At 37.3% G+C, this 23,134-nt stretch carries 21 protein-coding genes and 1 tRNA gene; 16 read left to right on the top strand and 6 right to left on the bottom strand.

Translation table 11 applies throughout. The features are described 5' to 3' along the window. The first annotated feature begins 24 nt into the window (after nucleotides 1-24). The 4 genes from MKZ18_RS13890 (at nucleotide 25) to MKZ18_RS13875 (ending at nucleotide 5,704) form a co-directional block, all read left to right on the top strand. Nucleotides 25-1,386, top strand: coding sequence for a PTS transporter subunit EIIC (locus MKZ18_RS13890; RefSeq protein WP_025911382.1), 1,362 nt, complete (start codon nucleotides 25-27; stop codon nucleotides 1,384-1,386). Next, nucleotides 1,383-2,396, top strand: coding sequence for a MupG family TIM beta-alpha barrel fold protein (locus MKZ18_RS13885; RefSeq protein ID WP_163070760.1), 1,014 nt, complete (start codon nucleotides 1,383-1,385; stop codon nucleotides 2,394-2,396). The genes MKZ18_RS13890 and MKZ18_RS13885 overlap by 4 nt, the downstream gene beginning before the upstream one ends. Before the next feature lie 107 nt (nucleotides 2,397-2,503). After that, nucleotides 2,504-3,757 (top strand): exo-beta-N-acetylmuramidase NamZ family protein, encoded by a 1,254-nt coding sequence (locus MKZ18_RS13880; protein WP_025911380.1) that lies wholly within the window; start codon nucleotides 2,504-2,506, stop codon nucleotides 3,755-3,757. Between the two features lie 21 nt (nucleotides 3,758-3,778). After that, complete coding sequence (locus tag MKZ18_RS13875) at nucleotides 3,779-5,704, top strand: glycoside hydrolase family 3 protein (protein WP_341344560.1); 1,926 nt, start codon at nucleotides 3,779-3,781, stop codon at nucleotides 5,702-5,704. 13 nt (nucleotides 5,705-5,717) lie between these two features. On the opposite strand, the gene MKZ18_RS13870 is transcribed toward MKZ18_RS13875, so the two are convergent. Then, on the bottom strand, nucleotides 5,718-6,623 hold the full coding sequence (locus MKZ18_RS13870; protein WP_025911378.1) for a TetR/AcrR family transcriptional regulator: 906 nt from the start codon (nucleotides 6,621-6,623) through the stop codon (nucleotides 5,718-5,720). Nucleotides 6,624-6,812: 189 nt separating this feature from the next. Here MKZ18_RS13870 and MKZ18_RS13865 point away from each other — a divergent pair, with 189 nt between their 5' ends. Next, complete coding sequence (locus tag MKZ18_RS13865) at nucleotides 6,813-8,306, top strand: DHA2 family efflux MFS transporter permease subunit (protein ID WP_062686964.1); 1,494 nt, start codon at nucleotides 6,813-6,815, stop codon at nucleotides 8,304-8,306. Between the two features lie 107 nt (nucleotides 8,307-8,413). Continuing rightward, nucleotides 8,414-8,944, top strand: coding sequence for a GNAT family N-acetyltransferase (locus MKZ18_RS13860; protein WP_025911376.1), 531 nt, complete (start codon nucleotides 8,414-8,416; stop codon nucleotides 8,942-8,944). A gap of 37 nt (nucleotides 8,945-8,981) precedes the next feature. On the opposite strand, the gene MKZ18_RS13855 is transcribed toward MKZ18_RS13860, so the two are convergent. Further along, nucleotides 8,982-10,034, bottom strand: coding sequence for an aromatic ring-hydroxylating oxygenase subunit alpha (locus MKZ18_RS13855; RefSeq protein WP_061785259.1), 1,053 nt, complete (start codon nucleotides 10,032-10,034; stop codon nucleotides 8,982-8,984). Between the two features lie 197 nt (nucleotides 10,035-10,231). Here MKZ18_RS13855 and MKZ18_RS13850 point away from each other — a divergent pair. From MKZ18_RS13850 to MKZ18_RS13840, 3 genes are all read left to right on the top strand, one after another. Continuing rightward, nucleotides 10,232-10,304, top strand: a tRNA-Thr gene (locus MKZ18_RS13850). Nucleotides 10,305-10,467: 163 nt separating this feature from the next. After that, on the top strand, nucleotides 10,468-11,427 hold the full coding sequence (locus MKZ18_RS13845) for an ABC transporter ATP-binding protein (protein WP_251385411.1): 960 nt from the start codon (nucleotides 10,468-10,470) through the stop codon (nucleotides 11,425-11,427). Further along, nucleotides 11,427-12,950, top strand: a complete 1,524-nt coding sequence (locus MKZ18_RS13840) for an ABC transporter permease/substrate-binding protein (protein WP_025910793.1) — start codon at nucleotides 11,427-11,429, stop codon at nucleotides 12,948-12,950. Before MKZ18_RS13845 ends, MKZ18_RS13840 begins: the two co-directional genes overlap by 1 nt. Nucleotides 12,951-12,985: 35 nt before the next feature. Here the strand turns inward: MKZ18_RS13840 and MKZ18_RS13835 are convergent, their stop codons facing one another. Together MKZ18_RS13835 and MKZ18_RS13830 are read right to left on the bottom strand one after the other, a co-directional pair. After that, the gene (locus tag MKZ18_RS13835) at nucleotides 12,986-13,351 is read right to left on the bottom strand and encodes a cupin (RefSeq protein WP_251385410.1); all 366 of its coding nucleotides are present in this window, start codon (nucleotides 13,349-13,351) and stop codon (nucleotides 12,986-12,988) included. A gap of 117 nt (nucleotides 13,352-13,468) precedes the next feature. After that, a complete protein-coding gene (locus MKZ18_RS13830) occupies nucleotides 13,469-14,353 on the bottom strand; it encodes an LCP family protein (protein ID WP_374699996.1) in 885 nt (294 codons plus the stop codon). Between the two features lie 297 nt (nucleotides 14,354-14,650). Between MKZ18_RS13830 and MKZ18_RS13825 the strand changes: the two genes are divergently transcribed. Next, nucleotides 14,651-15,298: a hypothetical protein gene (locus tag MKZ18_RS13825; protein ID WP_251385409.1), complete on the top strand. Its 648-nt coding sequence runs from the start codon at nucleotides 14,651-14,653 to the stop codon at nucleotides 15,296-15,298. Nucleotides 15,299-15,401: 103 nt separating this feature from the next. Further along, a complete protein-coding gene (locus tag MKZ18_RS13820; RefSeq protein ID WP_076512762.1) occupies nucleotides 15,402-16,505 on the top strand; it encodes a M24 family metallopeptidase in 1,104 nt (367 codons plus the stop codon). A 266-nt stretch (nucleotides 16,506-16,771) separates the two neighbouring features. Here MKZ18_RS13820 and zupT read toward each other — a convergent pair whose 3' ends face one another. Then, nucleotides 16,772-17,575, bottom strand: coding sequence for a zinc transporter ZupT (zupT, locus tag MKZ18_RS13815; protein ID WP_025910798.1), 804 nt, complete (start codon nucleotides 17,573-17,575; stop codon nucleotides 16,772-16,774). A gap of 330 nt (nucleotides 17,576-17,905) precedes the next feature. Here zupT and MKZ18_RS13810 point away from each other — a divergent pair, with 330 nt between their 5' ends. The 4 genes from MKZ18_RS13810 (at nucleotide 17,906) to MKZ18_RS13795 (ending at nucleotide 20,112) form a co-directional block, all read left to right on the top strand. Then, entirely contained in the window at nucleotides 17,906-18,484 is a 579-nt protein-coding gene (locus tag MKZ18_RS13810) for a suppressor of fused domain protein (protein WP_061786026.1), read from the top strand. Between the two features lie 168 nt (nucleotides 18,485-18,652). Next, nucleotides 18,653-18,847: a hypothetical protein gene (locus MKZ18_RS13805; RefSeq protein ID WP_153301138.1), complete on the top strand. Its 195-nt coding sequence runs from the start codon at nucleotides 18,653-18,655 to the stop codon at nucleotides 18,845-18,847. A gap of 89 nt (nucleotides 18,848-18,936) precedes the next feature. Then, on the top strand, nucleotides 18,937-19,215 hold the full coding sequence (locus MKZ18_RS13800; RefSeq protein ID WP_025910801.1) for a hypothetical protein: 279 nt from the start codon (nucleotides 18,937-18,939) through the stop codon (nucleotides 19,213-19,215). Between the two features lie 135 nt (nucleotides 19,216-19,350). Further along, entirely contained in the window at nucleotides 19,351-20,112 is a 762-nt protein-coding gene (locus MKZ18_RS13795; RefSeq protein WP_061786028.1) for a MerR family transcriptional regulator, read from the top strand. Between the two features lie 65 nt (nucleotides 20,113-20,177). Here MKZ18_RS13795 and MKZ18_RS13790 read toward each other — a convergent pair whose 3' ends face one another. Continuing rightward, on the bottom strand, nucleotides 20,178-20,696 hold the full coding sequence (locus tag MKZ18_RS13790; protein ID WP_076512765.1) for an acyl-CoA thioesterase: 519 nt from the start codon (nucleotides 20,694-20,696) through the stop codon (nucleotides 20,178-20,180). Nucleotides 20,697-20,980: 284 nt separating this feature from the next. On the opposite strand from MKZ18_RS13790, the gene MKZ18_RS13785 reads away from it, so the two are divergent. After that, nucleotides 20,981-23,128 carry a SpoIID/LytB domain-containing protein gene (locus MKZ18_RS13785; protein ID WP_163070763.1) on the top strand — a complete coding sequence of 716 codons (2,148 nt, stop codon included), beginning with the start codon at nucleotides 20,981-20,983 and terminating at the stop codon, nucleotides 23,126-23,128. The last annotated feature ends 6 nt before the right edge of the window (nucleotides 23,129-23,134 follow it).

Genomic DNA, 23,134 nt, shown 5'->3' with positions numbered 1-23,134 from the left:
CAGTAAAACAAAGGGGGAGCTAGCATGTCAACAGAAAATAAAGTGTTAGCAAAATCAATATTAGAAAATCTCGGAGGCGCTAGTAATATTAACGAATATACTCATTGTATGACGCGTTTAAGAGTAAAAGTAATAGATGCCAGTCTAGTAAACTTAGACACTATTAAGCGTACGGAAGGTGTATTAGGAGTCGTAGAAGAAGAGACGCTTCAAATTATTTTGGGACCGGGTAAAGTTACGGTGGTAACAGAAGCATTTGGTCAGCTGATAGATGAAGCTGGTGGTCTTGATTTAAGCGAACGAGCTGCTCAAAAGAAGAGTGAACTAAAAGCAAAAAATCAAACACCGTTTAAGCTGTTTTTACGAAGAATCGCAAGTATTTTTATTCCATTAATTCCAGCTCTTGTAGCCTCTGGATTAATTACAGGAATTACAAAGTCAGTTGTGCAGGCAGAGTGGTTAGCAGCAGATTCACAGCTGGCTTTAATTCTAACAGCTATTGGAAGCGGTTTATTTGCTTATCTAGGTATCTTAGTTGGGATTAACGCAGCAAAAGAGTTTGGTGGATCACCAGCTTTAGGAGGTCTGGCTGGTATTTTAGTTATAAATCCAGCGGTGGGAGACATTCAGCTTTTTGGAGAAGCGTTATTGCCTGGTCGAGGCGGTTTAATTGGCGTATTATTTGCCGCTATTTTTATTGCCATTGTTGAGAAAAAAGTTCGACCGTTTGTACCTCAATCTTTGGATGTTATTGTAACACCTACTGTAGCTCTTCTTGTTACTGGAATTGTTACGTATATCGTCTTTATGCCTCTTGGAGGATTCATTTCAGATTTAATTACAAAAGGGTTACTGAGCGTGCTTGACTTAGGAGGGATTGTGGCTGGCTTTGTACTGGGGGCAGCATTCTTACCGCTTGTTGTAACGGGACTACATCAAGGGTTAACGCCTGTCCACTTAGAACTCATCAATTCAATCGGGGATGACCCTTTATTACCTATTCTTGCGATGGGCGGAGCGGGTCAAGTAGGAGCCGCTTTTGCTATTTATGCAAAGACAAAGAAAAAACGTTTAAAACGAGCAATTGGTGGAGCGTTACCTTCAGGAATGTTAGGAATTGGTGAACCACTTATCTTTGGAGTAACACTGCCACTAGGACGACCGTTCTTAACAGCTTGTTTAGGTGCTGGAGTTGGAGGTGCTTTCCAAGCATATTTTAATATTGCAACTGTTGCGGTAGGGGTTTCAGGGTTACCGTTAACGTTCCTTGTTCATGCACATCAAATTATTTTATATCTAGTTGGATTATTGATTGCATATATAGCAGGATTTTTATTCACATACGGATTTGGATTTAAAGATGAAATGGCAGGAGAGTTCGATTGATAGGTATTTCTTTTTATTTAAACGATCAGTTCGCTGAACAAAGAATTATGGAAGCAAGTAAAAAAGGTGTGAAGCGAGCGTTTACCTCGCTTCACATTCCTGAAGAAACAGGCCATCTTGCTCAAAAAGCTAAACATTTACTGCAAGTAGCAAAACAGCATGAAATGGAAGTTTATGCTGATGTTTCTAAACATACACCTATTCATCTGCAGATTCCTCAATTAGAAGATTTAGTCACCTTAGGCGTAACGGGTATTCGGTTAGACGATGGGTTTGAAGTAGAAGATATTATTTACCTTTCTCAGTTTTTTAAGTTAGCTGTTAATGCCAGTACAGTGTCAGAAAGCTTTCTTACTGCGTTGGTTACAGCAGGCATAGAAGCAAATCAGTTAGTTGGATGGCACAACTTTTATCCAAGACGTGAAACGGGATTGGATGAAGTGTTTTTTCGACAGCAAAATCACATGTTTTTTCAACGGCAGATTCCAGTCATTGCGTTTGTGGCAGGGCAAAAAGAAAAACGAGGACCTTTGTTTGAAGGGTTACCTACTTTAGAACAGCATCGTACCACAAACACGCTGTTAGCAGCAGTCTGTCTAGTCGAAGAAGGGATTAGCAGTATTTATATTGGAGATCCTGAATTCAATGAAGAGATAGTAAATGCGTTAGCCGATTGGAATAAGCATAGGATATTAACTCTTCGTATGGTGACGGAAACGCTGCCAGCATGTACATACCAACTACGTCCTGATCGCTCACGAGACGTTGTGCGATTACAAGGAACGCGTACAAGTCAGAGCATAAAGCCAAGTCAAACAATTAGGCGACCGCGAGGAACCATTACGATGGACAATGAGCGGTATGGAAGATACCAAGGTGAAGTTCACATTGGTTTGAATGACTTGCCGGCTGATGAGCGAGTTAACGTAATAGGACATATTCATCCAGAAGATATAGAGTTATTAGAACTTGCTCAGCAAGCCTATAGTCTCAGGTTAATAAGAGAATAAAAGATTTTTATTTGCAAAACCTAATAGGTATCCTTTTTAGACATTTTATACTCTGCAGCATGAGAAGGAACCATTTCAAACTATAAACGAAATGGAGCGGATTATAAATGAAGAGATGGTCAATGGGAGTTTTAATAGCTGTTCTTTTAGTTAGTATAGCAGTACCTTTTTTCACTTCACCCAGTGAAGCAAAGGGACCTGGGAAGAAACAGAGTTTTAAGTTAGGTGTTGAAGTTCTTTTAGAAGATGAGTTACAACTTTTAGAAGGAAAAAAAGTAGGACTCATTACAAACCCAACAGGTGTTAATCAAGAGCTTAAAAGTATTGTTGATATTTTTAATGAACATAAAGCTTTTGATCTTGTCTCACTATACGGACCAGAACATGGAGTGAGAGGAGATGCTCAAGCTGGTCAGCACGTAGAGTTCTATATTGATCAAAAAACGGGGCTTCCTGTGTACAGTTTGTATGGTCCAACTAAAAAGCCAACGCCTGAAATGCTAAAGGGTGTTGAAGTGCTGGTTTTTGATATTCAAGATGTAGGAACTCGCTTTTACACTTATATTTATACAATGGCCTACGCAATGGAAGCTGCAAAAGAAAATAACATTCCTATCGTTGTTCTAGATCGACCGAATCCCTTAGGTGGTCAGAAGATAGAAGGACCGGTTTTACAAGAGGAGTATACTTCATTTGTTGGCATGTATCCTATTCCAATTCGTCACGGTATGACAGTAGGTGAATTAGCACAATTATTTAATCAAGAGTTTAATATTGGAGCTGATTTAAACGTAGTCAAAATGAAAGGCTGGAAACGATCAATGACAGCAAAAGATTTGCCTACAGAATGGGTTGCTCCTTCACCAAACATGCCAACAGCAGATACAGCGCTTGTATATCCGGGAGCTTCGTTAATTGAGGGTACAAATGTTTCAGAGGGAAGAGGAACAACTAAGCCATTTGAAACCATTGGAGCACCTTTTATTAACGGAGGTAATTTAGCTGAAGAGCTCAATAAACTTGCACTTCCAGGCGTGACGTTTCGTCCATCCTATTTCACTCCTTCTTTCTCTAAGCATAGTGGCAAACTTTCAGGAGGAATTGAAATTCACGTAATTAATGAATCAACATATGAACCTGTTAAAACAGGGGTAGCAATTGTAAAAACTATTCATGATTTATACCCAAACCACTTTGCGTTTAACGCTGGAAATAAACCATTCTTTGATTTGCTAGCGGGCAATAATTCAGTTAGGGAAAGCATTGAAAGTGGAAAGTCAATTCAAGAAATTGTCGCAGAGTGGAAGCCGGAGATAAACGAATTTCAAAAGTTGCGAAAAGGATATTTACTTTATAAATAAAATGAAAAGGAGAGGGATTTTATGAAAAAAGTGATGTCTGTAGGGCTTGTAGCAGCTTTAGCTACCTCAATCCTTATCCCATTTAAGACTCCTTTAGTATCAGCAGAAGAAACGCTTGATGCTAAAAGCGTTGTTTCAGAAATGACGCTAGAAGAAAAAGTTGGTCAAATGCTGATGCCAGATTTTCGTAACTGGAAGAAGCAAGGGGATAAAATGGCTGTTGGATTTACTGAAATGAATGATGAAGTAGGAAGTATTATAAAAAAATACCATATTGGCGGCGTAATCTTGTTCGCTGAAAACGTGGTAGATACTGAACAAACAGTTCGATTGGTTAATGGTTTGCAAAGTGCCAGTGAAGATATTCCTCTTCTTGTTACAATCGATCAAGAAGGTGGAATTGTTACAAGGCTACAGTCGGGAACCAATCTGCCAGGAAATATGGCGCTTGGTGCTACTAGAAGAGAACGAAATGCATATAAAACTGGAGAGATTATCGGTAAAGAGCTGTCCTCTTTGGGCATTAACGTAAATTTTTCTCCGACGATTGATGTGAATAATAACCCAGGAAACCCGGTGATTGGTGTCCGGTCATTTAGCTCAGACCCAAAGTTAGTAGCAAAATTAGGTGTTCAAACAATTAAAGGATTACAAAAACAAAATATTGCAACGGCAGCCAAGCATTTCCCAGGACATGGAGATACCGCGGTAGATAGCCATTACGGTTTACCTGTTGTATCACATGATAAAAAGCGCTTAGATGAAGTGGAACTTTATCCTTTTAAACAAGCGATGGATGCAGGTGTAGACATGATTATGACGGCGCATCTACAATTTCCAGCCCTCGATGACACAACGTATACAAGTAAAAAGGATGGTCAACAAATTACGGTTCCAGCTACATTATCGAGAGGGATTATAACCGATCTTTTACGAAAAGAGCTTGGATACAATGGAATTGTAGTTACAGATGCATTAAATATGAAAGCTATTTCGGATAATTTCGGCCAAGAAGAGGCTGTTATTATGGCTATTAATGCTGGCGTAGATATTGCACTTATGCCCGCTCAAGTCAACTCTATTGAAATGGAAAAGAATTTAGAGGATGTTTATAGCGGAGTAATAAACGCAGTCCATAGTGGAGAAATTCCAATGGCTGAGATCAATGACTCTGCCGAACGAATTATTGATTTGAAAATAAAGAGAGGCATTTACGAAGCAACTGATCAAAATGTAGATAAAAAAGTGAAAAATGCTCTAAGGGTAGTAGGAAACAAGGAGCATGTAAAAGCAGAAGAAAAAATGGCAGAAGAAGCGGTGACATTACTAAAAAATGAAAAGCGTACTTTGCCATTTAAACCTAAAAAACATGAAAAAGTATTGGTGGTTGCCCCTTTCAAAGACCAGACGGATGCAATGGCGCGCACAATTCAAGAGCTAATAGATAAAAAAAGGATTAAGTCAGTAGATGTAGAACGTTTAGAATTTGAAAATAAGACGTTTACAGAGGAAACTAAAGAGAAGATAAATGAAGCTGATTATGTTATCACAGGTTCATATATAGTGAAAAATGACCCGGCAGTGAACGATGGGGTAATTGATGACACAATTCAAGATTCATCCAAATGGGCAACAGCTTTCCCAAGAGCCGTTATGAATTACAGTCAATCACAGAGTAAAAAGTTTGTATTAATGAGTGTGCGAAATCCTTATGACATAGCAAATTTTGAAGAAGCTAATGCTGTTTTGGCGGTGTACGGTTTTAAAGGATACACGAATGGACGCTATCGTCAGCCAAATATTCCAGCGGGTGTTAAAACCATTTTTGGAGCTTCTGATCCAAAAGGAAAGCTTCCCGTAGCTATTCCTTCTGTCACAAATAAAGGCGAAACGCTATACCCGTTTGGCTTAGGATTAAATATTAAAAATAATAAGCCTTTAAAATAAACAAAAGAGCTACCTACATAGGTGGCTCTTTTTGTTCTTCAATTAAGAGTTGAATAAGGTTTTTTAACTGTTTAAACTCCTCTGATGTACCGACTACTGTTTCGCTTAAAGCATGCAAAGTACTGCTAATGACAAACGAGCGTATTTGAGGCTGACGAATAAGCTCTTCTTGTAAGAATGTTAGTAATTCAATAATTTTTGGCTTGTCTACATCATCAGCATCTTCCGCTTCTTTTGTTACTAATAAGATAGAGGCTCGAATCTTTTGTTCTGTTGTTTGAGGAGAATGATTGTGAAAAGGAATCCACTGTGTTAGCAAGTCAGGATCAAAAAGCATTTCTTGGCTAGTAGAGACATTTTTCACTAGATGAACTAATCGGTCGACGGTATAACGAATGATTTTAGGTGCGTCAATTTGGTTATGGTGTGCCATGACGCTGTAGTGAAAGTTGCGGTGTAGAATGCCTAAAAACATAATGGCGCAGTCCAGTAAGTAAGCTTTTTTATCTGAGCCAAATAAGTCAATTAATCGATTGTAAAGCCAGTGTAATTCGTAAAGCTGAGCTTGTTTAAAATGCTCCTTTAGCTCAGCGTTATTCGAAAAGAAAATCTCTTCAAATAGTGTAAACAATTGATTTTGATGGTGCATTTGTACCTGAAGTTCAATTTGCTTAATGAATATATCTAAGTCTGAACGGTTTTGGCCAATTAAAAATTCATTTCTTTTGGTTTCTAACTCATCATAAACCGACTCGAAAATTTTAATGACTAGCTCATTCTTAGACGAAAAGTAATTATAAAACGTACCTTTTGAAATGCCGCTATCTTCAACGATATCTTGTATAGATGTTGCTTGGAATCCTTTTTCAACAAAGAGCTTATGAGCGCTCTTTAGCATCAATTCTTGTTTTTTATTCATTTCATCACCTGCAATAAAAGTGTACTAGCTGTCTATTTATTTATGATACAAGAGAAAAAACGTTTACACAAACCCTTTTAAAATCACAGCTTTTTTTTGTTGCAAAAAATGAACTGAAGGTATAATATACAATATGTGAACTTATAGTATAAAAAAATATACTTGCGGTTTAGTGAGAGGAGGAACTTTATGCAAACTACAAAAAAACCACCATATGGAATTATTGGTATTTTACTTATAGGAGCATTTATTTCATTACTTAATGAGACATTATTAAACATTGCTTTACCATCTATAAAAAATGAGTTAGGAGTAACAACATCAACCGTTCAGTGGTTAACGACAGGTTATATGCTTGTCAATGGTATCATGATTCCAACCACTGCTTTTTTAATTCAACGATACTCGGTCCGTGGCTTGTTTTTAACAGCGATGGCTCTTTTTACAACGGGTACAGTAGTAGCTGGAGTAGCGCCGGAATTTGGAGTATTGTTAGCTGCACGTGTTATTCAAGCATCAGGAGCAGCTATTATGATGCCGCTATTAATGAATGTGCTGTTAACGAGCTTTCCAATTGAAAAGCGCGGGGGAGCAATGGGTATTTTTGGATTGGTGATGATTTTTGCACCTGCAATCGGCCCAACTCTTTCAGGATGGTTAATTGAGCATTATGACTGGAGAATGCTATTTCACGTTGTGACGCCAATTGCATTTGTTGTTCTTGTATTAGCATTTTTCTTGTTGAAAGATCAAAAAGAAAAGGTAGATATTCAGTTAGATAAGCTTTCTTTAATTCTTTCTGTATTTGGATTTGGTGGTTTACTGTACGGGTTTAGTTCAGCTGGAGATAAAGGCTGGGGATCACTAGAAGTATACGGAACGATTATCGTTGGAGTAATTGGGTTGGTTTTATTTATTACTCGCCAGTTTAAGCTTGAAAAACCAATGCTAGAGTTTCGTATCTTTAAATATCCAATGTTTGCATTGTCATCTGCCATCTCAATTGTTATTACGATGGCATTATTCTCTGCAATGCTATTGCTACCAATGTACGTACAGAGTGCTCGAGGGATTTCGCCCTTAGATTCAGGATTATTGTTATTACCGGGAGCCTTAGTGATGGGGATTATGTCTCCAATTACAGGCAAGCTGTTTGATAAATTTGGCGCACGCGTGCTAGCTGTAATTGGGTTAGCTATCACAGGTGTTACGACGTATATGTTTAGTCAATTATCATTGACAACTACATATACGGAGCTAATTATCCTATACACGGCTCGTATGTTTGGTATGTCAATGGTTATGATGCCGATTATGACAAACGGATTAAATCAGCTTCCACAGCAATTTAATCCGCACGGCACAGCGATGAATAATACGTTACAACAAGTGTCAGGAGCTATTGGTTCAGCTTTACTTGTAACGGTTATGTCTAACCGCACAGAATTTCATGCAGAAGAATTAGCAAAAGAGGCAATGAGTAATGGAGCCGTTGCACCAACGGCTGATTTGCAACAGCAAATTGGACTGCAGGCCATGGTTGAAGGGATCAATGATTCATTTTTAATTTCATCGATACTTATAGTGGTGGCATTAGTCTTATCGCTCTTTATGAAGCGAGTAACAGTTAGCGGAGTTACACAAGACCAACAAGCTGTTAAAAGAGAACAGTTTGCTAAATAAAATAAAAAAGGTAAGGTTCACTTATAAGTGAACCTTACCTTTTTTTATGAATATGTTCGTTGTATAGTGAAAAAGTATGATGAGTCTTGAAAGGAGAATGAGGAGTTATGTGGCAATCTCTTCAAGGTGAACGTATTTGTCTAACCCCAATCCAACTTGAGCACGCACCGGAGCTTTTTAAAATTTGGTCTAATCAAAAAGTTACTGAATTCATGAATATTGATTCTTTTTGTGATGAAAAGCAAGCAAGGGAAATGATTGCTTTTCTACAGAATCTAGCGAAGGAACAAAAAGCACTACGCTACACAATCTTTCATAAAGAGCAAGCAAAGATTATTGGTTCATGCGGATTTAATCAAATAGATACTCATAACCAGCATGTAGAAATTGGCTATGAAATAGACGAAGTATTTTGGGGACAAGGATATGGTTCAGAGGTAGTTCAACAATTGGTTCATTATGGTTTTGTGAGCCTTGATATGGTTAGGGTATCGGCTAAAGTAGAGCCAGCAAACAAGGCGTCCATTCATTTACTAGAGAAAAATCATTTTCAGTATGAGGGAACTCTGCGAAAAGTTGAAAAGTCAAAAGGGATGTTTGTTGATTTATGCATGTATGCTCGAATTAAATATGAGTAATAAAAACGCGTCAAGTTTTAGCCTGACGCGTTTTTAATTAACTTGTATAAATAAAGCTTAGCCCCATTGATTTTAGTAGCTTTCGATAAGCAATGGATGTTTGGTCAGCTGCGATATGAGCTTCCATTTGTAAATCAAGAGGGAGATCTTCGGGCTTTTGGTTTTCAACCATTTCGCGATCTTCATCGAATACCCGAAGGTTAAAGTCATAAACACCTTCAACAGGAGAATCTTTGTCAAAGTTGCGAGCAATAGGTACAAATAAGCGCGTTTCACGAGCGGAAACTGGACAAACCGCATTCATAATCCAAAGCTGGCCACCTTCAGGAAAATAAACTTTTAGTGTAGCAGTGAAAGGTGGGTACACGTCAAATACCCGCAGCCATTTAAAGTTTTCTGGATTTAAGTGTGCTTGTTCTTTAGAGTAATTGCTTACAGTGCTTAAGTATTCCACGTTTAAACCATAGTCTGTTTTATCAACCTTATATCTGGGAACAAAGGCATTGTTTCGATCGCCAAATGTATCCGTATGAACCCAGGCAAAATGTGCAACATCCAAAAAGCCTTCCATCTGTCGACCTGCCGAACCCCCTATATCAAAGCTAGGACAAACAATTTGTTGAAAGTCAGGGTCATCCCAAGCCTGAAACTGTGGAATGTTATCCATTTCGCCTGTTAACGATGTCCAAATGAGTCCAAATTGCTCGATAACAGGGTAAACCGTCATGCAGAGGCGAGGAGATATATTTGCATCAGGATGCGCTGGTATCGATGTACAAGCTCCTTCTGTGTTATAGCGAAATCCGTGATAAGGACATACAATTTCCTCCTCTTCTACCCAACCCATACTAAGGGGAGTGCCACGATGAACGCAGAGGTCTCGAGCTACGACAACTTGTTTTTTAGTGCGATATACAACTAAATTGACATCTAATAGCTTAACGCTAAGCGGCTTTTCGTTTACCTCAGCTGCTTGTGCGATGGGATACCAATAGGTCGAAAGAGTCGTCCAATCCTCCTTGCTAAACGTACAGTCACGCGGATAAGGTGTTTTTGGGGGAGATTTTTTAAGCGTTTGTTGTTGGTCCATTTATCTTCTTCCTTTCTAGTTTCTTGAATGTTTTACCAGTGTAACTCATTTTTAGAAAATTCTCATTTTTATTGTTAGATATTCTTACATTCATTTGAATTTTTGTAGATTATAGTGAATCAGATAGATACATTTTGGATAATAAATGAAATAAAATGTTTCAAAGAATAGAAAAATATGATATAATTACGATTGACGCTGGCGTAGCTCAGTAGGTAGAGCACTTGCATGGTAAGCAAGAGGTCGCAGGTTCAATCCCTGTCGCTAGCATAATACGTGTAGTAAAACGAGGACCTTTTAAGGGTCTCGTTTTTTTGTACTCATCAAAGTATTTATTTTCCTAAAAATAGATAAAATGTAAAAATGTTTAATGGGAAGAAAACTAGGGTAAAAGAGGTTATCGATAAAAACTGAACGAGGAGTGCATCTAAATTTGATCACATTTAAAAATGTTTCAAAGCAGTATGAAGATGGCACCACAGCTGTCAAAGACATTAATTTAGAAATAAGGCAAGGGGAGTTTTTTGTTCTTATTGGTCCTAGTGGATGTGGGAAAACAACGACGCTTAAAATGATTAATCGTCTTCATGATGTGACTAGTGGTGATTTATACATAGCGGATAAAAAAGTAACGGATTACAACATTAATGATCTGCGCTGGGAAATTGGGTATGTCCTCCAGCAAATTGCTTTATTTCCTCATATGACCATTGCGGAAAACATCGCGGTAGTACCTGAGATGAAGGGGTGGAAAAAGAATAAAATCAAAAAGCGTGTAGATGAACTCTTGGAACTGGTTGGACTGGACCCGAAGCAATACCGAAACCGCAAGCCTTTTGAGCTCTCAGGTGGGCAACAGCAGCGCATTGGTGTAGCTAGAGCTCTCGCAGCCGATCCTCCTGTTATTCTTATGGACGAACCTTTCAGTGCACTAGACCCGCTAAGTCGTGATCAGCTGCAGCAGGACGTTTTAGCTTTAAAAGAAAAGATAAAAAAGACATTCGTCTTTGTTACGCATGATATTAGCGAAGCCATGACTCTTGGAGATCGTATCTGTTTAATGAAAGATGGGGAAGTAGTTCAAATTGGCACACCAAAAGAGTTTGTTCAAAACCCTAAAAATGATTTCGTAAAATCATTTATCGGTAATCAGGGAAGCGTATTGCTTCAACCATTAGAAGTATTTGTTAATGAAACAAATCAGCAAGATTTTGAAAAGATTGAAGCTCCTGTACATTTAAAATCATCTGCATCTATTGGCGAAGCTGTAGAGCTTTTACAAAAGCACGATTGTGTTGGTGTTTATAAAGGTTCGAAAAAAATTGGTATTGTAACGAGCAAAAACATCCTTGCCTTCTTGTCTAATAGATCAAAAGAAGGAGCGGTGGTATAATGAATGGCTTAACTACTTTGTTAGAACAAAGGGGAGATGCGCTTGTTCAAGCACTGCTTGAACATGTTCAAATTTCCGTACTAGCGCTATTAATTGCAGTATTAATTTCCGTACCTCTTGGCCTGTACTTAACCAGGCATGAGCGAATTGCTGAGCCTATTATCGGCGTAACGGCTGTTCTACAAACGATTCCTTCATTAGCTTTATTAGGTTTATTAATTCCAGTAGTAGGAATAGGAACCGTTCCCGCTGTTATTGCTTTATTTCTCTATGCTTTATTACCAATTGTTCGTAATACATATACAGGAATTAAAGAAGTAGACCCATCTTTAATTGAAGCAGCAAGAGCGATGGGAATGAATTCATTTAGGCGACTGATAAAAGTCGAGCTACCCTTGGCTCTTCCAGTTATTATGGCTGGTATTCGTACAGCGATGGTCTTGATCATCGGAACAGCAACCATCGTTGCATTAATTGGTGCAGGTGGATTAGGTAGCTTAATTCTATTAGGAATTGACCGAAGTGATAATGCTCTTATTTTATTAGGTGCTATTCCAGCAGCACTATTAGCAATTGTCTTTGACGTGGTTCTTCGAACAATTGAAAATTCTTCAAAGAAGGGTTCGAAAAAACGTCCTATCATTATGATTGCTATTTTAGTATTAATTCTTGCATCCCCGTTTATAGCTATGAAAGCAACTGAGCCAGATCTTGTAATAGGTGGGAAACTTGGTGCAGAACCAGATGTTTTAATTAATATGTATAAACAGTTAATTGAAGACGAAACGAATATGAAAGTAGACTTACGTTCGTCATTGGGAAAAACAGTTTTTGTATTTGAAGCTCTTCGTAATAAAGAAATTGATATTTACCCAGAATATACTGGAACAGCGCTTGTTACGCATTTAAAAGAGCAACCTAATAGTAAAGATGCCAGTGAAGTATACGAACAAGCCAAAGTAGGATTAAAGGAAGAATTTGATTTAGTCTATCTTCAACCGATGGCTTTTAATAACACCTATACATTAACAGTAACAAAAGAGTTTGCAGAGCAAAATAACGTCAAAACTATTTCAGACTTAACAAACGTGGCTGATCAAGTAAAGGCTGGCTTTACCCTTGAATTTAAGGATCGAGAAGATGGATATGCAGGTCTTCAAAAAGAGTATGGCTTAGCGTTAAACAATGTTAAAACGATGGAACCAAAGCTTCGCTATAATGCAGTTCAAACAGGTGATATTAATTTATTGGATGCATATGCAACAGACCCAGAAATTGAACAGTATGATTTAGCAGTTCTAGAAGATGATGAAAAGTTCTTTCCCCCTTATCAAGGTGCGCCTGTCTTAAGAGCAGAAACGTTAAAAGAGCATCCTGAGTTAAAGGAGATTCTCAATAAGCTAGCAGGGAAAATCAATGATGAAGAAATGCGTAAAATGAATTATGAAGTCAATGCTGAAGGGAAAACAGCAGAAGAGGTAGCCCGCAAGTTCTTGGTTAAAAAGGGGTTAGTATCAGACTGAAATTAATTGAAAGCCGAGCAATGACTCGGCTTTCTTTATGATGAGGTCGTACCTTTATGTAGTACTTGTAGCCACGTGTCTGGAGAAATTTCGAAGCCTTCAATACTAATACAGGTCATTCCATCCGCGCTACCAAATTCAACGTATTCACCGGCTTTCCAAAATACAGCTTCTCCGAAATTAACATAAATTCGACCTTCACTGTTAGCAATCCATCCTTCTCCGCTTATAATTAAGAGTAGTTTGGGAATCGCGGCTTCAGTTTTAGGCGCGTAATCATAAGGTGCTAATGAAATGTAATTTATTTTTACATCTCCCGTCTGAGAAAGAATGGTGTTGAAATGATAAGACTGATAAAGCATAGAATCAGTTTTACGCTGAGCATATTGATATAGTTTCACATTGGTCCCTCCAGTAGACACGGATTTCGTTGTCGTGTTTCCATAGCGTAACTAATATATGTATGAACATAAAAAAAAGACCTAAAAAGCAGAAAACTGTCTGCTTTTTGGGTCTTTTTAATCTAAGAATGTTTGAATTTCCTGCCTGTTCTTTTCTAAATCTAATCGTAGTACAGCGCCTGCTCCTGAAACACGTTCATTGATAAATGCACCGTCAACAGGGATGCGAAGCGAATCAAGTTCATTTGAGCTTCCAAGTAAGAAATCTTTTCCTATAGATACGAAGGTCTTTGGAGGTACATTTGTATCCACATAGGGATCAATAATTCCCCATAACTTAGGTGCTTTAGCTATTGTTTGAAGCGATAACGCTTCTTCTGTAAGTTTACCTAAAACTTCTTGCTGTCTTTGAACCCGTCCAAAGTCACTTTGACTATCATGTCTAAATCGCACATAGCCTAATAGCTCTTCACCGTGAAGCGTCTGCTTTCCCGGTTCTAAGGTCATCCCGATACCATGGGACATTCTTTGGTTAATATCAACTTCAATACCATTTGGAGCAATTGTATCTACAACTTTTGAGAAGCCTTTAAAATCTACTACCGCATAGTAATTCACATCGATACCGAAATTTTCCTTTATTGTTTTGCGCAAAAGCTCAGGTCCCCCAAATGCATATGCTGCATTGATTTTATTTTTTCCATACCCGGGGATATCTACATAACTATCTCGCATAAGAGATACAATCTTTGGCTGGTTATTATCCTTGTCATAGTGCGCAATCATAATTGTATCAGCACGTGAATGTTCTTCCCCGCGCGAATCAATCCCTAAAAGAAGAACGTTCATAGTATCTAAATTGGCGCTTTTACCGTTAAATTCAAATTGTCCATCTTTTTGAAAGTCGCCGTCTGCTTCAGCCAACCCTTGTTGATATTGATAAAAAACATATCCAGCTAAAGCAATCAGTACTACAGAGCAAAAAAGAAAAAATCTTCTCATTCGCTTTTTCTTTCTCTGTTTATGTCGTTTGCGATGTTCACGTTGTTCCAATATTCTCACCTATCATTTTAAAGTAATTGAAAAGTATAGCAATTATATTCTTATATAAAATTACCATCACATTCTATGATTAGCAAGTATTAGCCATTTTAATCGTAAAAGCTAGGTGTGTATTCTGTAAGATTAAAGCAAACAAAAAGGTTTTAATGAATTTATACGTTTTTTGCAGGTGAATGAGCCAAAAGTCTCTAATTAGTAAAAGGTGAAGAAATGCAGAATGGCAAAGGAGATGGGGAAATGAGCTTATACGTATCATCTTCAAATATAGTCGTTATTCCACCAAAAGCTGTTTCACACTGGAAAACATATGGAGTGGGAGCAATTAAAGGAGCAAAAGTGACGGGAAAGCGCTGTGAACAATTGATGCTACGATTTAAAGAGAAGATAATGACGCCTTTTCAAATGGTATCTTATCACGAGTCATTCGTTGTCATGTTTGATGATGAGCAAAGCAAAGAGCATTTTGAGCTAATTGCAAACATACTTCAGGCAGATGGGGATAAGTTTAACTACTACCTGTTATTTGATGATCATGAATCTGAAGTTTTGAAGGGAATGAAACAATTTTTGACAGTAGGCGAGTTTAATGTACCAGTCGTACGGCTTAATCAAACAGGTGAATTTGATTTTCATAGCAATGGCAACTCGGTTGAAATAGTCATTGATGATGATGTAGATGAAGAAGGAATAAGTTCGTTTATTCAAACATTTAGGTTAAACGAAGGACATTATTTTATTGGTGACCCTGGATTTTTAAAAAACCAAGAGATGTTCCAGGAGCAATATTTTACCGGAGGGGATTACCATCTTATTTATCAGTATAATAATCAATGGCTTAAAAAAGTAATTATTCAACCTAGCGAATCAGTACAAAATAGTATATAAACTAGAATTTCTTTTGTGCCTAAAGACGTTGTTTCACTAGTCGAGAAAGTAGTGAAATTATGGTATAATAACTTTAAAAGATTAAGAAAGGAAGTTATATGCGATGAATGAACGCTTAAGCAACGTGGCTTCTTGGCTTTCTGAAAAAAGCTATGATGCTGCATTTATTTCTTCAACAGAAAATGTATTTTATTTAACAAATTTTTATACGGATCCGCATGAACGACTTTTAGGCCTATTTGTATTTCCAAATACTGAACCTGTACTTGTTTGTCCTTTTATGGAAGTTAATCAAGCAAAAAGTGCAGGGTGGAAATATGATGTTGTTGGATATGAAGATCATGAAAACCCTTGGGAGCTAATTCGTGCCGCATTACATAAAAGAGAAATTAATAATATTGGTCGTTTAGCAGTGGAAAAAGAGCAGCTATCTTTCCTGCGAAGTGAAGAGTTAAAAACATTGTATCAAGATGTTGTATTTGAAAGCGTAGAAGAAAAAATGAACGAATTAAGGGTAGTGAAAACGCAAGCTGAAATTGACATTTTACAAGAAGCAGCAGCTCTCGCTGATTATGGTGTTGAAGTAGGTGTATCTGCTTTAAAAGAAGGCGTTACGGAAATGGACGTTCTTGCTAAAATTGAATATGAATTAAAGCGAAAAGGTATTCGCGAGATGTCGTTTTCTACGATGGTGTTATTTGGAGAAAAAACGGGTGATCCTCATGGCAATCCTGGGCTACGTACACTAAAAAAAGGTGACATGGTCTTATTTGACTTAGGCGTTGTGTTAGATGGATATTGTTCGGATATTACGCGAACAGTGGCATTTGGCGAAATTACTGAAAAACAACAGCATATGTATGAGACGGTTAATAAGGCGTTAGAAGCTGCTTTATCTGCATCAAAGCCCGGTACAAGAATTGGGGACTTAGACATGATTGCGCGTAACCTTATTTCGGAAGCGGGATACGGAGAATACTTTCCACATCGACTAGGTCACGGATTAGGAATTAGTGTACACGAATTTCCTTCTATGAACCGTACGAATGATGACATACTAAAAGAAGGCATGGTTTATACCATTGAGCCAGGCGTTTATATCCCTAACATTGGTGGAGTACGTATTGAAGATGATGTAGTTATTACGAAAGATGGAAATAAAACGTTAACGAAGTATCCTAAGAAGTTACAAATTATTCAACCGTAAGAAAAAGAGACTGAGACATAAGTAGTTCAGCCTCTACTATACCTGAACGATTGAGAGTTCATAACTTTTAATCGTTCAGGTTTTTTGGTTGATTGTGAAAACAATGTTGGAAACAGGGTGGAATGGAGCGTAGGTCACTCGACTCCTGCGGAAAGCGAGTGACCGTAGCGCAATGGAACGAACGTGTTGAGACAAATCAAAGAGATGGGAACAGCTAGTGTTCGTCTTTTAGAAGTAATCATTTTGTTATGTCCCAAACTCTTTTTCTATATGAATAGAAGAAGACTAATGGCCATGATAGCCATTCCGCCGATAAGTCCATAAATAGAAAGGTGAGCCTCATCATATCGCTGAGCAGCAGGTAAAAGTTCATCCAAAGAAATAAAGACCATAATTCCTGCCACTGCGGCAAAGATAACCCCGAACATAACGTCATTTAAAAAAGGCATGAGTAAAAAATATGCAGCAATAGCTCCTAGAGGCTCTGAAAGACCTGATAAAAAAGAGAGTTTAAATGCTTTCTTCTTATCACCTGTTGCAAAATAAACGGGTACGGAAACGGCAATTCCTTCAGGGATGTTATGAATAGCAATTGCTACTGCAATAGCAATTCCTAAAGAAGGATCTTGAAGAGTCGACGTAAACGTAGCAATTCCTTCAGGGAAATTATGAATGGCAATTGCTAAAGCAGTAAATGTTCCCATTTTTAAAAGAGCAGTGTCTTTCACTCTTGGTTGTTTCATGTCTTCTACGGTCTTTAATTCATGTGGGTTTCCTTGTTTTGGGACAAATTTATCAATCATTGCAATCAAGAGCATTCCAGCAAAAAAACCACCAACCGTTACCCAATTTCCAGATACTTTACCAAGTGCTCCTACAAGGGAATCCTGTGCTTTTACAAAAATTTCAATCATGGATACGTAGATCATAACGCCAGCTGAAAAACCGAGTGCAATTGATAGAAATTTTGTATTCGTTGTAGATACAAAAAAAGCTAAAATACTTCCTATTCCTGTTGCGAGACCTGCCATTAATGTTAAACCAAAGGCTAGTAATAAATGTTCAGTCATGAAATAATCCTCCCGAAAGAATAAGAGTGAGTTTTTATCTATATTCCACAAATATCTGAGACATGACCAGTGTGTAAAGGCAACGGGAAATAATATCACATGTTCAATTCTCAATTTATCTAGCACAGTATATTCAGTTTCTTTTGATTGGGAACTTGCCTATAGTTTAGAAGGAGTATGAAATAGCGATTGTGAAAATCATTTCCAAGAGATATATTACGAACAGATAACATTTTGTTCACAAATTATCGCATCGCTATCGATTTTTCGTTTGGTAGTATATCCTGTACAGTAGAGGCTTTGTAAGCTTGATAGCAAGGAGGCTTTTTGATGACTAATTACTCAAAAGATGATGAACAAATTATACATAAAGCAGTTGAAGTTTTTGGAGGGAAAGATCGTATTGACGAATTTGAGGATGAGAGAAAAAAACACAGCGTACATGTTTTAGCAACAGGCAATCACCCCCGTTCAGACTTAACAGCATATGCAACGTTGGGAGGGTATCATTGTCCAACAGGATACACGGTGGGCGGTATTCCACTTCGCATTGAAATTGTAGGAGCATGTCATTCTTCATTTGCACCCTTCCCACAAATTTTAAGCAAGTGTGTATTTCATATGATGAAGTCACATGTTTCAATCTTTCCAGGGGCAATTTATAAAGATATTATTACTTCTTTCGATCATAGCCTTCATATGCAGCATATTTTATTGATTCCGCCATTTTTATGGGATACATTTTCTACGATTGAGCTATCAGATAAAAAGGTTGCGTTTTTACAAGCAGTCCCAATCTCTGAAAATGAGCGAGCTTTTGCATTAGAATATGGAGTAGACTCTCTGCTAAGCCGATTCGACGATGAGCGAGTGAACGTATTTAATTTAGAGCGTCGAACGGTAGTATAAAGAGGCAGCCAGGTAGGGCTGTCTCTTTTTCTTGATAGAAAACAGGCTTGTATCTAGAAACTTTAGGACAAAACTCCACGATTGTCCTAAGACAAACACCTATACGTGATAAATTCCCATTACATATAGTAGAACATAAGTATTAAACATAATTAGGAAGGGGATGTTATGATGAATAACCAGCGCAGAAGGCCACGAATAAATCCAAATTTTCGTCCAAGTGGGGGCACAAATAATGAGGATGGAAACAAAAATATCATTAGCAACAGTGGAAACTCCAACGTTAATATTAACCTAGGGCAAGGAAAAAGATCAAAACAGTCGCAGAGCCTAGATCAGTCTGATAGCGGCCTAATCTTTTAATCTAAGGGGGACTCTTTAGTAAGCGAATTTAGTGAAAATTCGCTTAGGTTAATGAAGAGTGAATAGCGGTTAGTACGGGGAGGTTTATCATGAAAAGCTTAGTAAGTGATAGTGGAAACGCAAAAGTAGATATTACCATTAATATAGATAATTCAGCTCTAGCTTATTTAGTAGGAAGCTGCCTCCATGCAACTCAGCAAATAACCGATGAACAATATCTTCAAATGATGACTAATCTGACAACACTACTTGGGAAAAATAGTGAAGAAATAAAAAAGCTGTTTTCAAACCATCAAATTTCGACGAATAAAAAATTTAAATCTGCTAACGAGCTAGAGAATTTAAAAATCTATTATAATAAGAAGTAGAAGCACTTGATAAAAGTGCTTTTTATTTTGAATTCAGTCATAAAAAGGGGAAGTCAATGAATAGTAATGATGAAAAATATTGACTCTCACGCTACGTCATACTTTATCGTTACTAATTAAGAGGAGGGATTGAAAATGGCTATGCAGGTAAAGGAAGTAGCTAGCTTAGCGGGTATTAGTATACGCACCCTTCATCATTATGATGATATTGATTTATTGAAGCCTACTGAGGTAACTGAATCAGGATACCGGCTATATGTTGAAGATGATTTAGAGATGCTGCAACAAATTTTATTATTTAAAGAACTAGGGCTTTCGTTAAAAGAAATTAAAGCAGTCATTTATGATCCTTCCTTTAATAAACAAGAAGCGTTAGAGTTGCATCAACAGCTTCTAATTGAAAAAAGGAATCGACTTAATCGTATGATTGCCATGACTGAACAAACGATTAAGTCAATGAAAGGAGAAAAACCAATGACTAATAAGCAAAGATTTGAAGGGTTTGATTTTAGTGAAAATCCTTATGAAGAAGAAGCTAAAAAGCGATGGGGAAACGAAAAAGTAAACGAAGCGAATAAAAAAGTTAGAGGTATGACGAAAGGCGAACAAGCGGATTTAGCAGCAGAAGCAAATGAGATTTATAAAAAGATAGCTAAGCTGATGAATCAATCACCATCATCAGAATCGGTTCAAAAAGCTATACAAGAATGGTTTCACTTCTTGAATCGTAATTTTACGACGTATTCCCCAGAAGCATTTAAAGGGTTAGGAGAATTATATATTCAAGATGAACGCTTTCAAAAGAACATTGACCAATTCGGAGAAGGTTTAGCTGAATTTTTAAAAGAAGCTATGGGGGTATTCGCTGATAGTTTGTTAAACGAGGAAAAGCAATAAGAGAAGTTATTCATGATTTTGAACATAGTAATTGAAAAGAGTCCCCATCCAAATGGGGACTCTTTTCAATTACTACTGCGTAATGTTTTTGAAAGAATTTTTGCTACGGATTTACTTTGTTCAATTTGTGTACGCTTATTATTTTTGCGTTCTAATGCGATCGCTTGTAGGCTTTTTTCTTCTTCAGTTTGAGCTACAACCTTTGGTACAGTAGCAGGCTTTCCATCTTCTAAAGCAACAAACGTTAAGAAAGAAGTCGCTGCAATTCGTTTAACACCTGTAATTAAATTCTCAGCGATTACTTTTACAAAGATAATCATTGAGCTTTTGCCAGTTAGTACAACAAAAGACTCATATGATATGAAATCTTCTTCCGTCACAGGTTCAATAAAATCGACGTAATCAATCGATGCTGTAACACACGGTTTTCTTGAATGTTTTGTAGCAGATAATGATGCAATCATGTCCATATCGGCTACAATTTTCCCTCCAAATAACGTATAGTGATTATTTAAATCATTAGGGAAGATATGCTGTGATTTTACAACTCTTGATACACTGCAAGGTATTTGTTCAACTGTCATCTATAAAGCACTCCTTTAAAACCTCAATCTATAATGAATGTCCATATGTAATAATAAAAAACGTATATCAATTTTATTCCCTATTTTTGAATCAGTAATCTTTATGATGAAAAGTAAAAAAATAGAGTATTTTCTGTCATATTTTTTAGATATAAAGTTGTGTTAGTTTGTAATTCCTTTTATTCTTTTAAAAAAATATAGATAAAAGGGATTAAAAAAAATCTCCTTGTGTCCGATAAATAGTTTAAAAGATTCATATATCTATTTATGTCGAGGAGGAACGTATGAAAAAAGTAATCGCTACTTTAGTTGTTATGTTCATGCTTAGCTCAAGCTATTCCGTGGTAAACGCAAAAGCTGAAACAAACCCAACTGTAAGCGTCCAGCTTAAAAATTATTTGAAAAACAAAAAGGAAATTCAAATTCAAACATCAGAAGATGCAGCGACATCTTATGAAGGAGTTCGATTAGAAGCTAATCAGACCTATCTCTTAAAGGTAGAACAAGGGAAAATTTCTTTATATAAAGGAACGACCAAATTAAAGGAAGATACAACCTTTAAGCTATACACTAATCAAACAGCAGAAACGCGTATTGAAGGAAGAGTGTATAGTGGGAGTTTTGATTTTGTGATTGAAGGTAACGAATATATACTACCAATTAATCATGTATCAATGGAAGAGTATTTAAAGGGAGTCGTTCCTAACGAAATGATTCCAAGTTGGCCTGTAGAGTCATTAACTGCACAAGCTATTGCAGCACGCACATATGCAATGGGGCATTTGAACAAAACAATTAATGATACCATTCAATATCAAGTATATGGTGGAAAAACAGTCTACGCTAATACGAATGCAGCTGTTGAAAAATCATATGGTCAGACACTTACATATAACGGGAAATTAATCAGCGCACTTTATTCATCTAGCAATGGTGGAGTTACGGAGTCTAATGTTAATGCATGGTCAGGCTCACCGCTTCCTTATTTACCAATTCAAACCGATTCATATGATCCAAAACATTCTTGGAATTTAACGGTGAAAAAGCAGCAAATAGACATGGAGAACTTAGACTTAGTTCATTATAAAAATTGGTGGAGCACTATCAAAGAAAATGATAAGGAAATTACTGATAATATCAAAACTTATTTACAGCAAAAAGATTATAAAGGAAAAGAAATTAAGGTTCTCTCAATTCCAAAGCTAGAGTTCACTGAAAAGAATACTAGTAATCGTTATAATAAAGGAAGCTTAGAAGTCAAGTTTATTGTAAAAGACGATGTTGATTCAGAGGGGAAACTTAATGTGAAAACATTGAGATTAAATAATGTAAAGTCTTCTGATATTCGTCCAATTATTGGGGTAAACCTTATTAAAAGTTACTATGTGACTGAACAAAATGCTACTGATAAAGAAACGGTACTAAAAGGTCTAGGATATGGTCATGGTGTAGGAATGAGTCAATACGGAGCTTATTATCGTGCCAAAGCTGGTCAAACCTATGATCAAATTTTACGTTTTTATTATCCGAATGCAGAGCGCACGCAGCAATACAACCGTGAAGCAAAGCGTTTAGCAGGCCCAGAACGATATGATACAGCTGCAGAAATTGCAAGAGAAGGGTGGACTACGGCTCGAACAGTTGTCATTGCAGCGGGAGGGAATTTTCCAGATGCGCTAGCAGGAGCTCCTCTTGCAGTTCAGGAAAATGCTCCACTATTACTAACAACAGGTCATGAATTGCATCCAACTGTAAAAGCAGAGCTCCAGCGTTTACAGCCTGAAAAAGTAATTGTATTAGGAAGTTCAAGGGTTATTCGAGATTCAGTATTAGATGAAATTAAGCAGTTAGGTGCTAAGGAAGTCCAGCGTTTAGGAGGAGCGGATCGCTTTGAGACGTCAGCGGCAATTGCTAAACAAATAAATTCTTCGAAAGTAATTGTAGTGAATGGACAAAACTTCCCAGATGCTCTATCAGTAGCTCCATATGCAGCGAAAGAAGGAATTCCTATTATACTAACAAGGCCAACTTCAATTCCTGCAGCTACAGCACAAGTGCTTGAAGGAAAAGCAGAAGCTATTGTTATTGGTTCTGAACAGGTAGTAAATGCAACAGTTTACAATTCTCTTCCAGCTAACCGAGTAAGATATGCAGGAGAACATCGCTATGCAACAAATCAAAAAGTTGTGACGAACCTGCTTGGCAATACAAAACAAGCTTATGTTGCAGCGGGAACTAATTTTCCAGATGCACTAGCTGGCTCAATTTTAGCTGGAAAACGTGGTGTGCCAGTTATCCTAACAGATGCAGACAAGTTGCCAGCGGGCACAGCTGATATTTTAAGCGGCTATAAGGATTTTACAGTACTAGGTTCTACTCGCGTAGTAAACGATTCTGTAGTTAATGAGCTAGAAGAAATTGCAAATAAATAAACAACA

The organism is Priestia sp. FSL W8-0001, assembly GCF_038050335.1.
GTDB classification, from domain to species: domain Bacteria; phylum Bacillota; class Bacilli; order Bacillales; family Bacillaceae_H; genus Priestia; species Priestia flexa.
The sequence above is the reverse complement of the archived record's forward strand: the minus strand, read 5'-3'. Positions and strand labels throughout refer to the sequence as shown.

Excerpts from the sequence above, each read along its gene's own strand:
- MKZ18_RS13890 (WP_025911382.1), top strand. The coding sequence starts at position 25 with ATGTCAACAGAAAATAAAGTGTTAGCAAAATCAATATTAGAAAATCTC.
- MKZ18_RS13880 (WP_025911380.1), top strand. The coding sequence starts at position 2,504 with ATGAAGAGATGGTCAATGGGAGTTTTAATAGCTGTTCTTTTAGTTAGT.
- MKZ18_RS13875 (WP_341344560.1), top strand. The coding sequence starts at position 3,779 with ATGAAAAAAGTGATGTCTGTAGGGCTTGTAGCAGCTTTAGCTACCTCA.
- MKZ18_RS13870 (WP_025911378.1), bottom strand. The coding sequence starts at position 6,623 with ATGAATAAAAAACAAGAATTGATGCTAAAGAGCGCTCATAAGCTCTTT.
- MKZ18_RS13865 (WP_062686964.1), top strand. The coding sequence starts at position 6,813 with ATGCAAACTACAAAAAAACCACCATATGGAATTATTGGTATTTTACTT.
- MKZ18_RS13860 (WP_025911376.1), top strand. The coding sequence starts at position 8,414 with ATGTGGCAATCTCTTCAAGGTGAACGTATTTGTCTAACCCCAATCCAA.
- MKZ18_RS13855 (WP_061785259.1), bottom strand. The coding sequence starts at position 10,034 with ATGGACCAACAACAAACGCTTAAAAAATCTCCCCCAAAAACACCTTAT.
- MKZ18_RS13840 (WP_025910793.1), top strand. The coding sequence starts at position 11,427 with ATGAATGGCTTAACTACTTTGTTAGAACAAAGGGGAGATGCGCTTGTT.
- MKZ18_RS13830 (WP_374699996.1), bottom strand. The coding sequence starts at position 14,353 with ATGAGAAGATTTTTTCTTTTTTGCTCTGTAGTACTGATTGCTTTAGCT.
- MKZ18_RS13825 (WP_251385409.1), top strand. The coding sequence starts at position 14,651 with ATGAGCTTATACGTATCATCTTCAAATATAGTCGTTATTCCACCAAAA.
- MKZ18_RS13820 (WP_076512762.1), top strand. The coding sequence starts at position 15,402 with ATGAATGAACGCTTAAGCAACGTGGCTTCTTGGCTTTCTGAAAAAAGC.
- zupT (WP_025910798.1), bottom strand. The coding sequence starts at position 17,575 with ATGACTGAACATTTATTACTAGCCTTTGGTTTAACATTAATGGCAGGT.
- MKZ18_RS13810 (WP_061786026.1), top strand. The coding sequence starts at position 17,906 with ATGACTAATTACTCAAAAGATGATGAACAAATTATACATAAAGCAGTT.
- MKZ18_RS13805 (WP_153301138.1), top strand. The coding sequence starts at position 18,653 with ATGATGAATAACCAGCGCAGAAGGCCACGAATAAATCCAAATTTTCGT.
- MKZ18_RS13800 (WP_025910801.1), top strand. The coding sequence starts at position 18,937 with ATGAAAAGCTTAGTAAGTGATAGTGGAAACGCAAAAGTAGATATTACC.
- MKZ18_RS13795 (WP_061786028.1), top strand. The coding sequence starts at position 19,351 with ATGGCTATGCAGGTAAAGGAAGTAGCTAGCTTAGCGGGTATTAGTATA.
- MKZ18_RS13790 (WP_076512765.1), bottom strand. The coding sequence starts at position 20,696 with ATGACAGTTGAACAAATACCTTGCAGTGTATCAAGAGTTGTAAAATCA.
- MKZ18_RS13785 (WP_163070763.1), top strand. The coding sequence starts at position 20,981 with ATGAAAAAAGTAATCGCTACTTTAGTTGTTATGTTCATGCTTAGCTCA.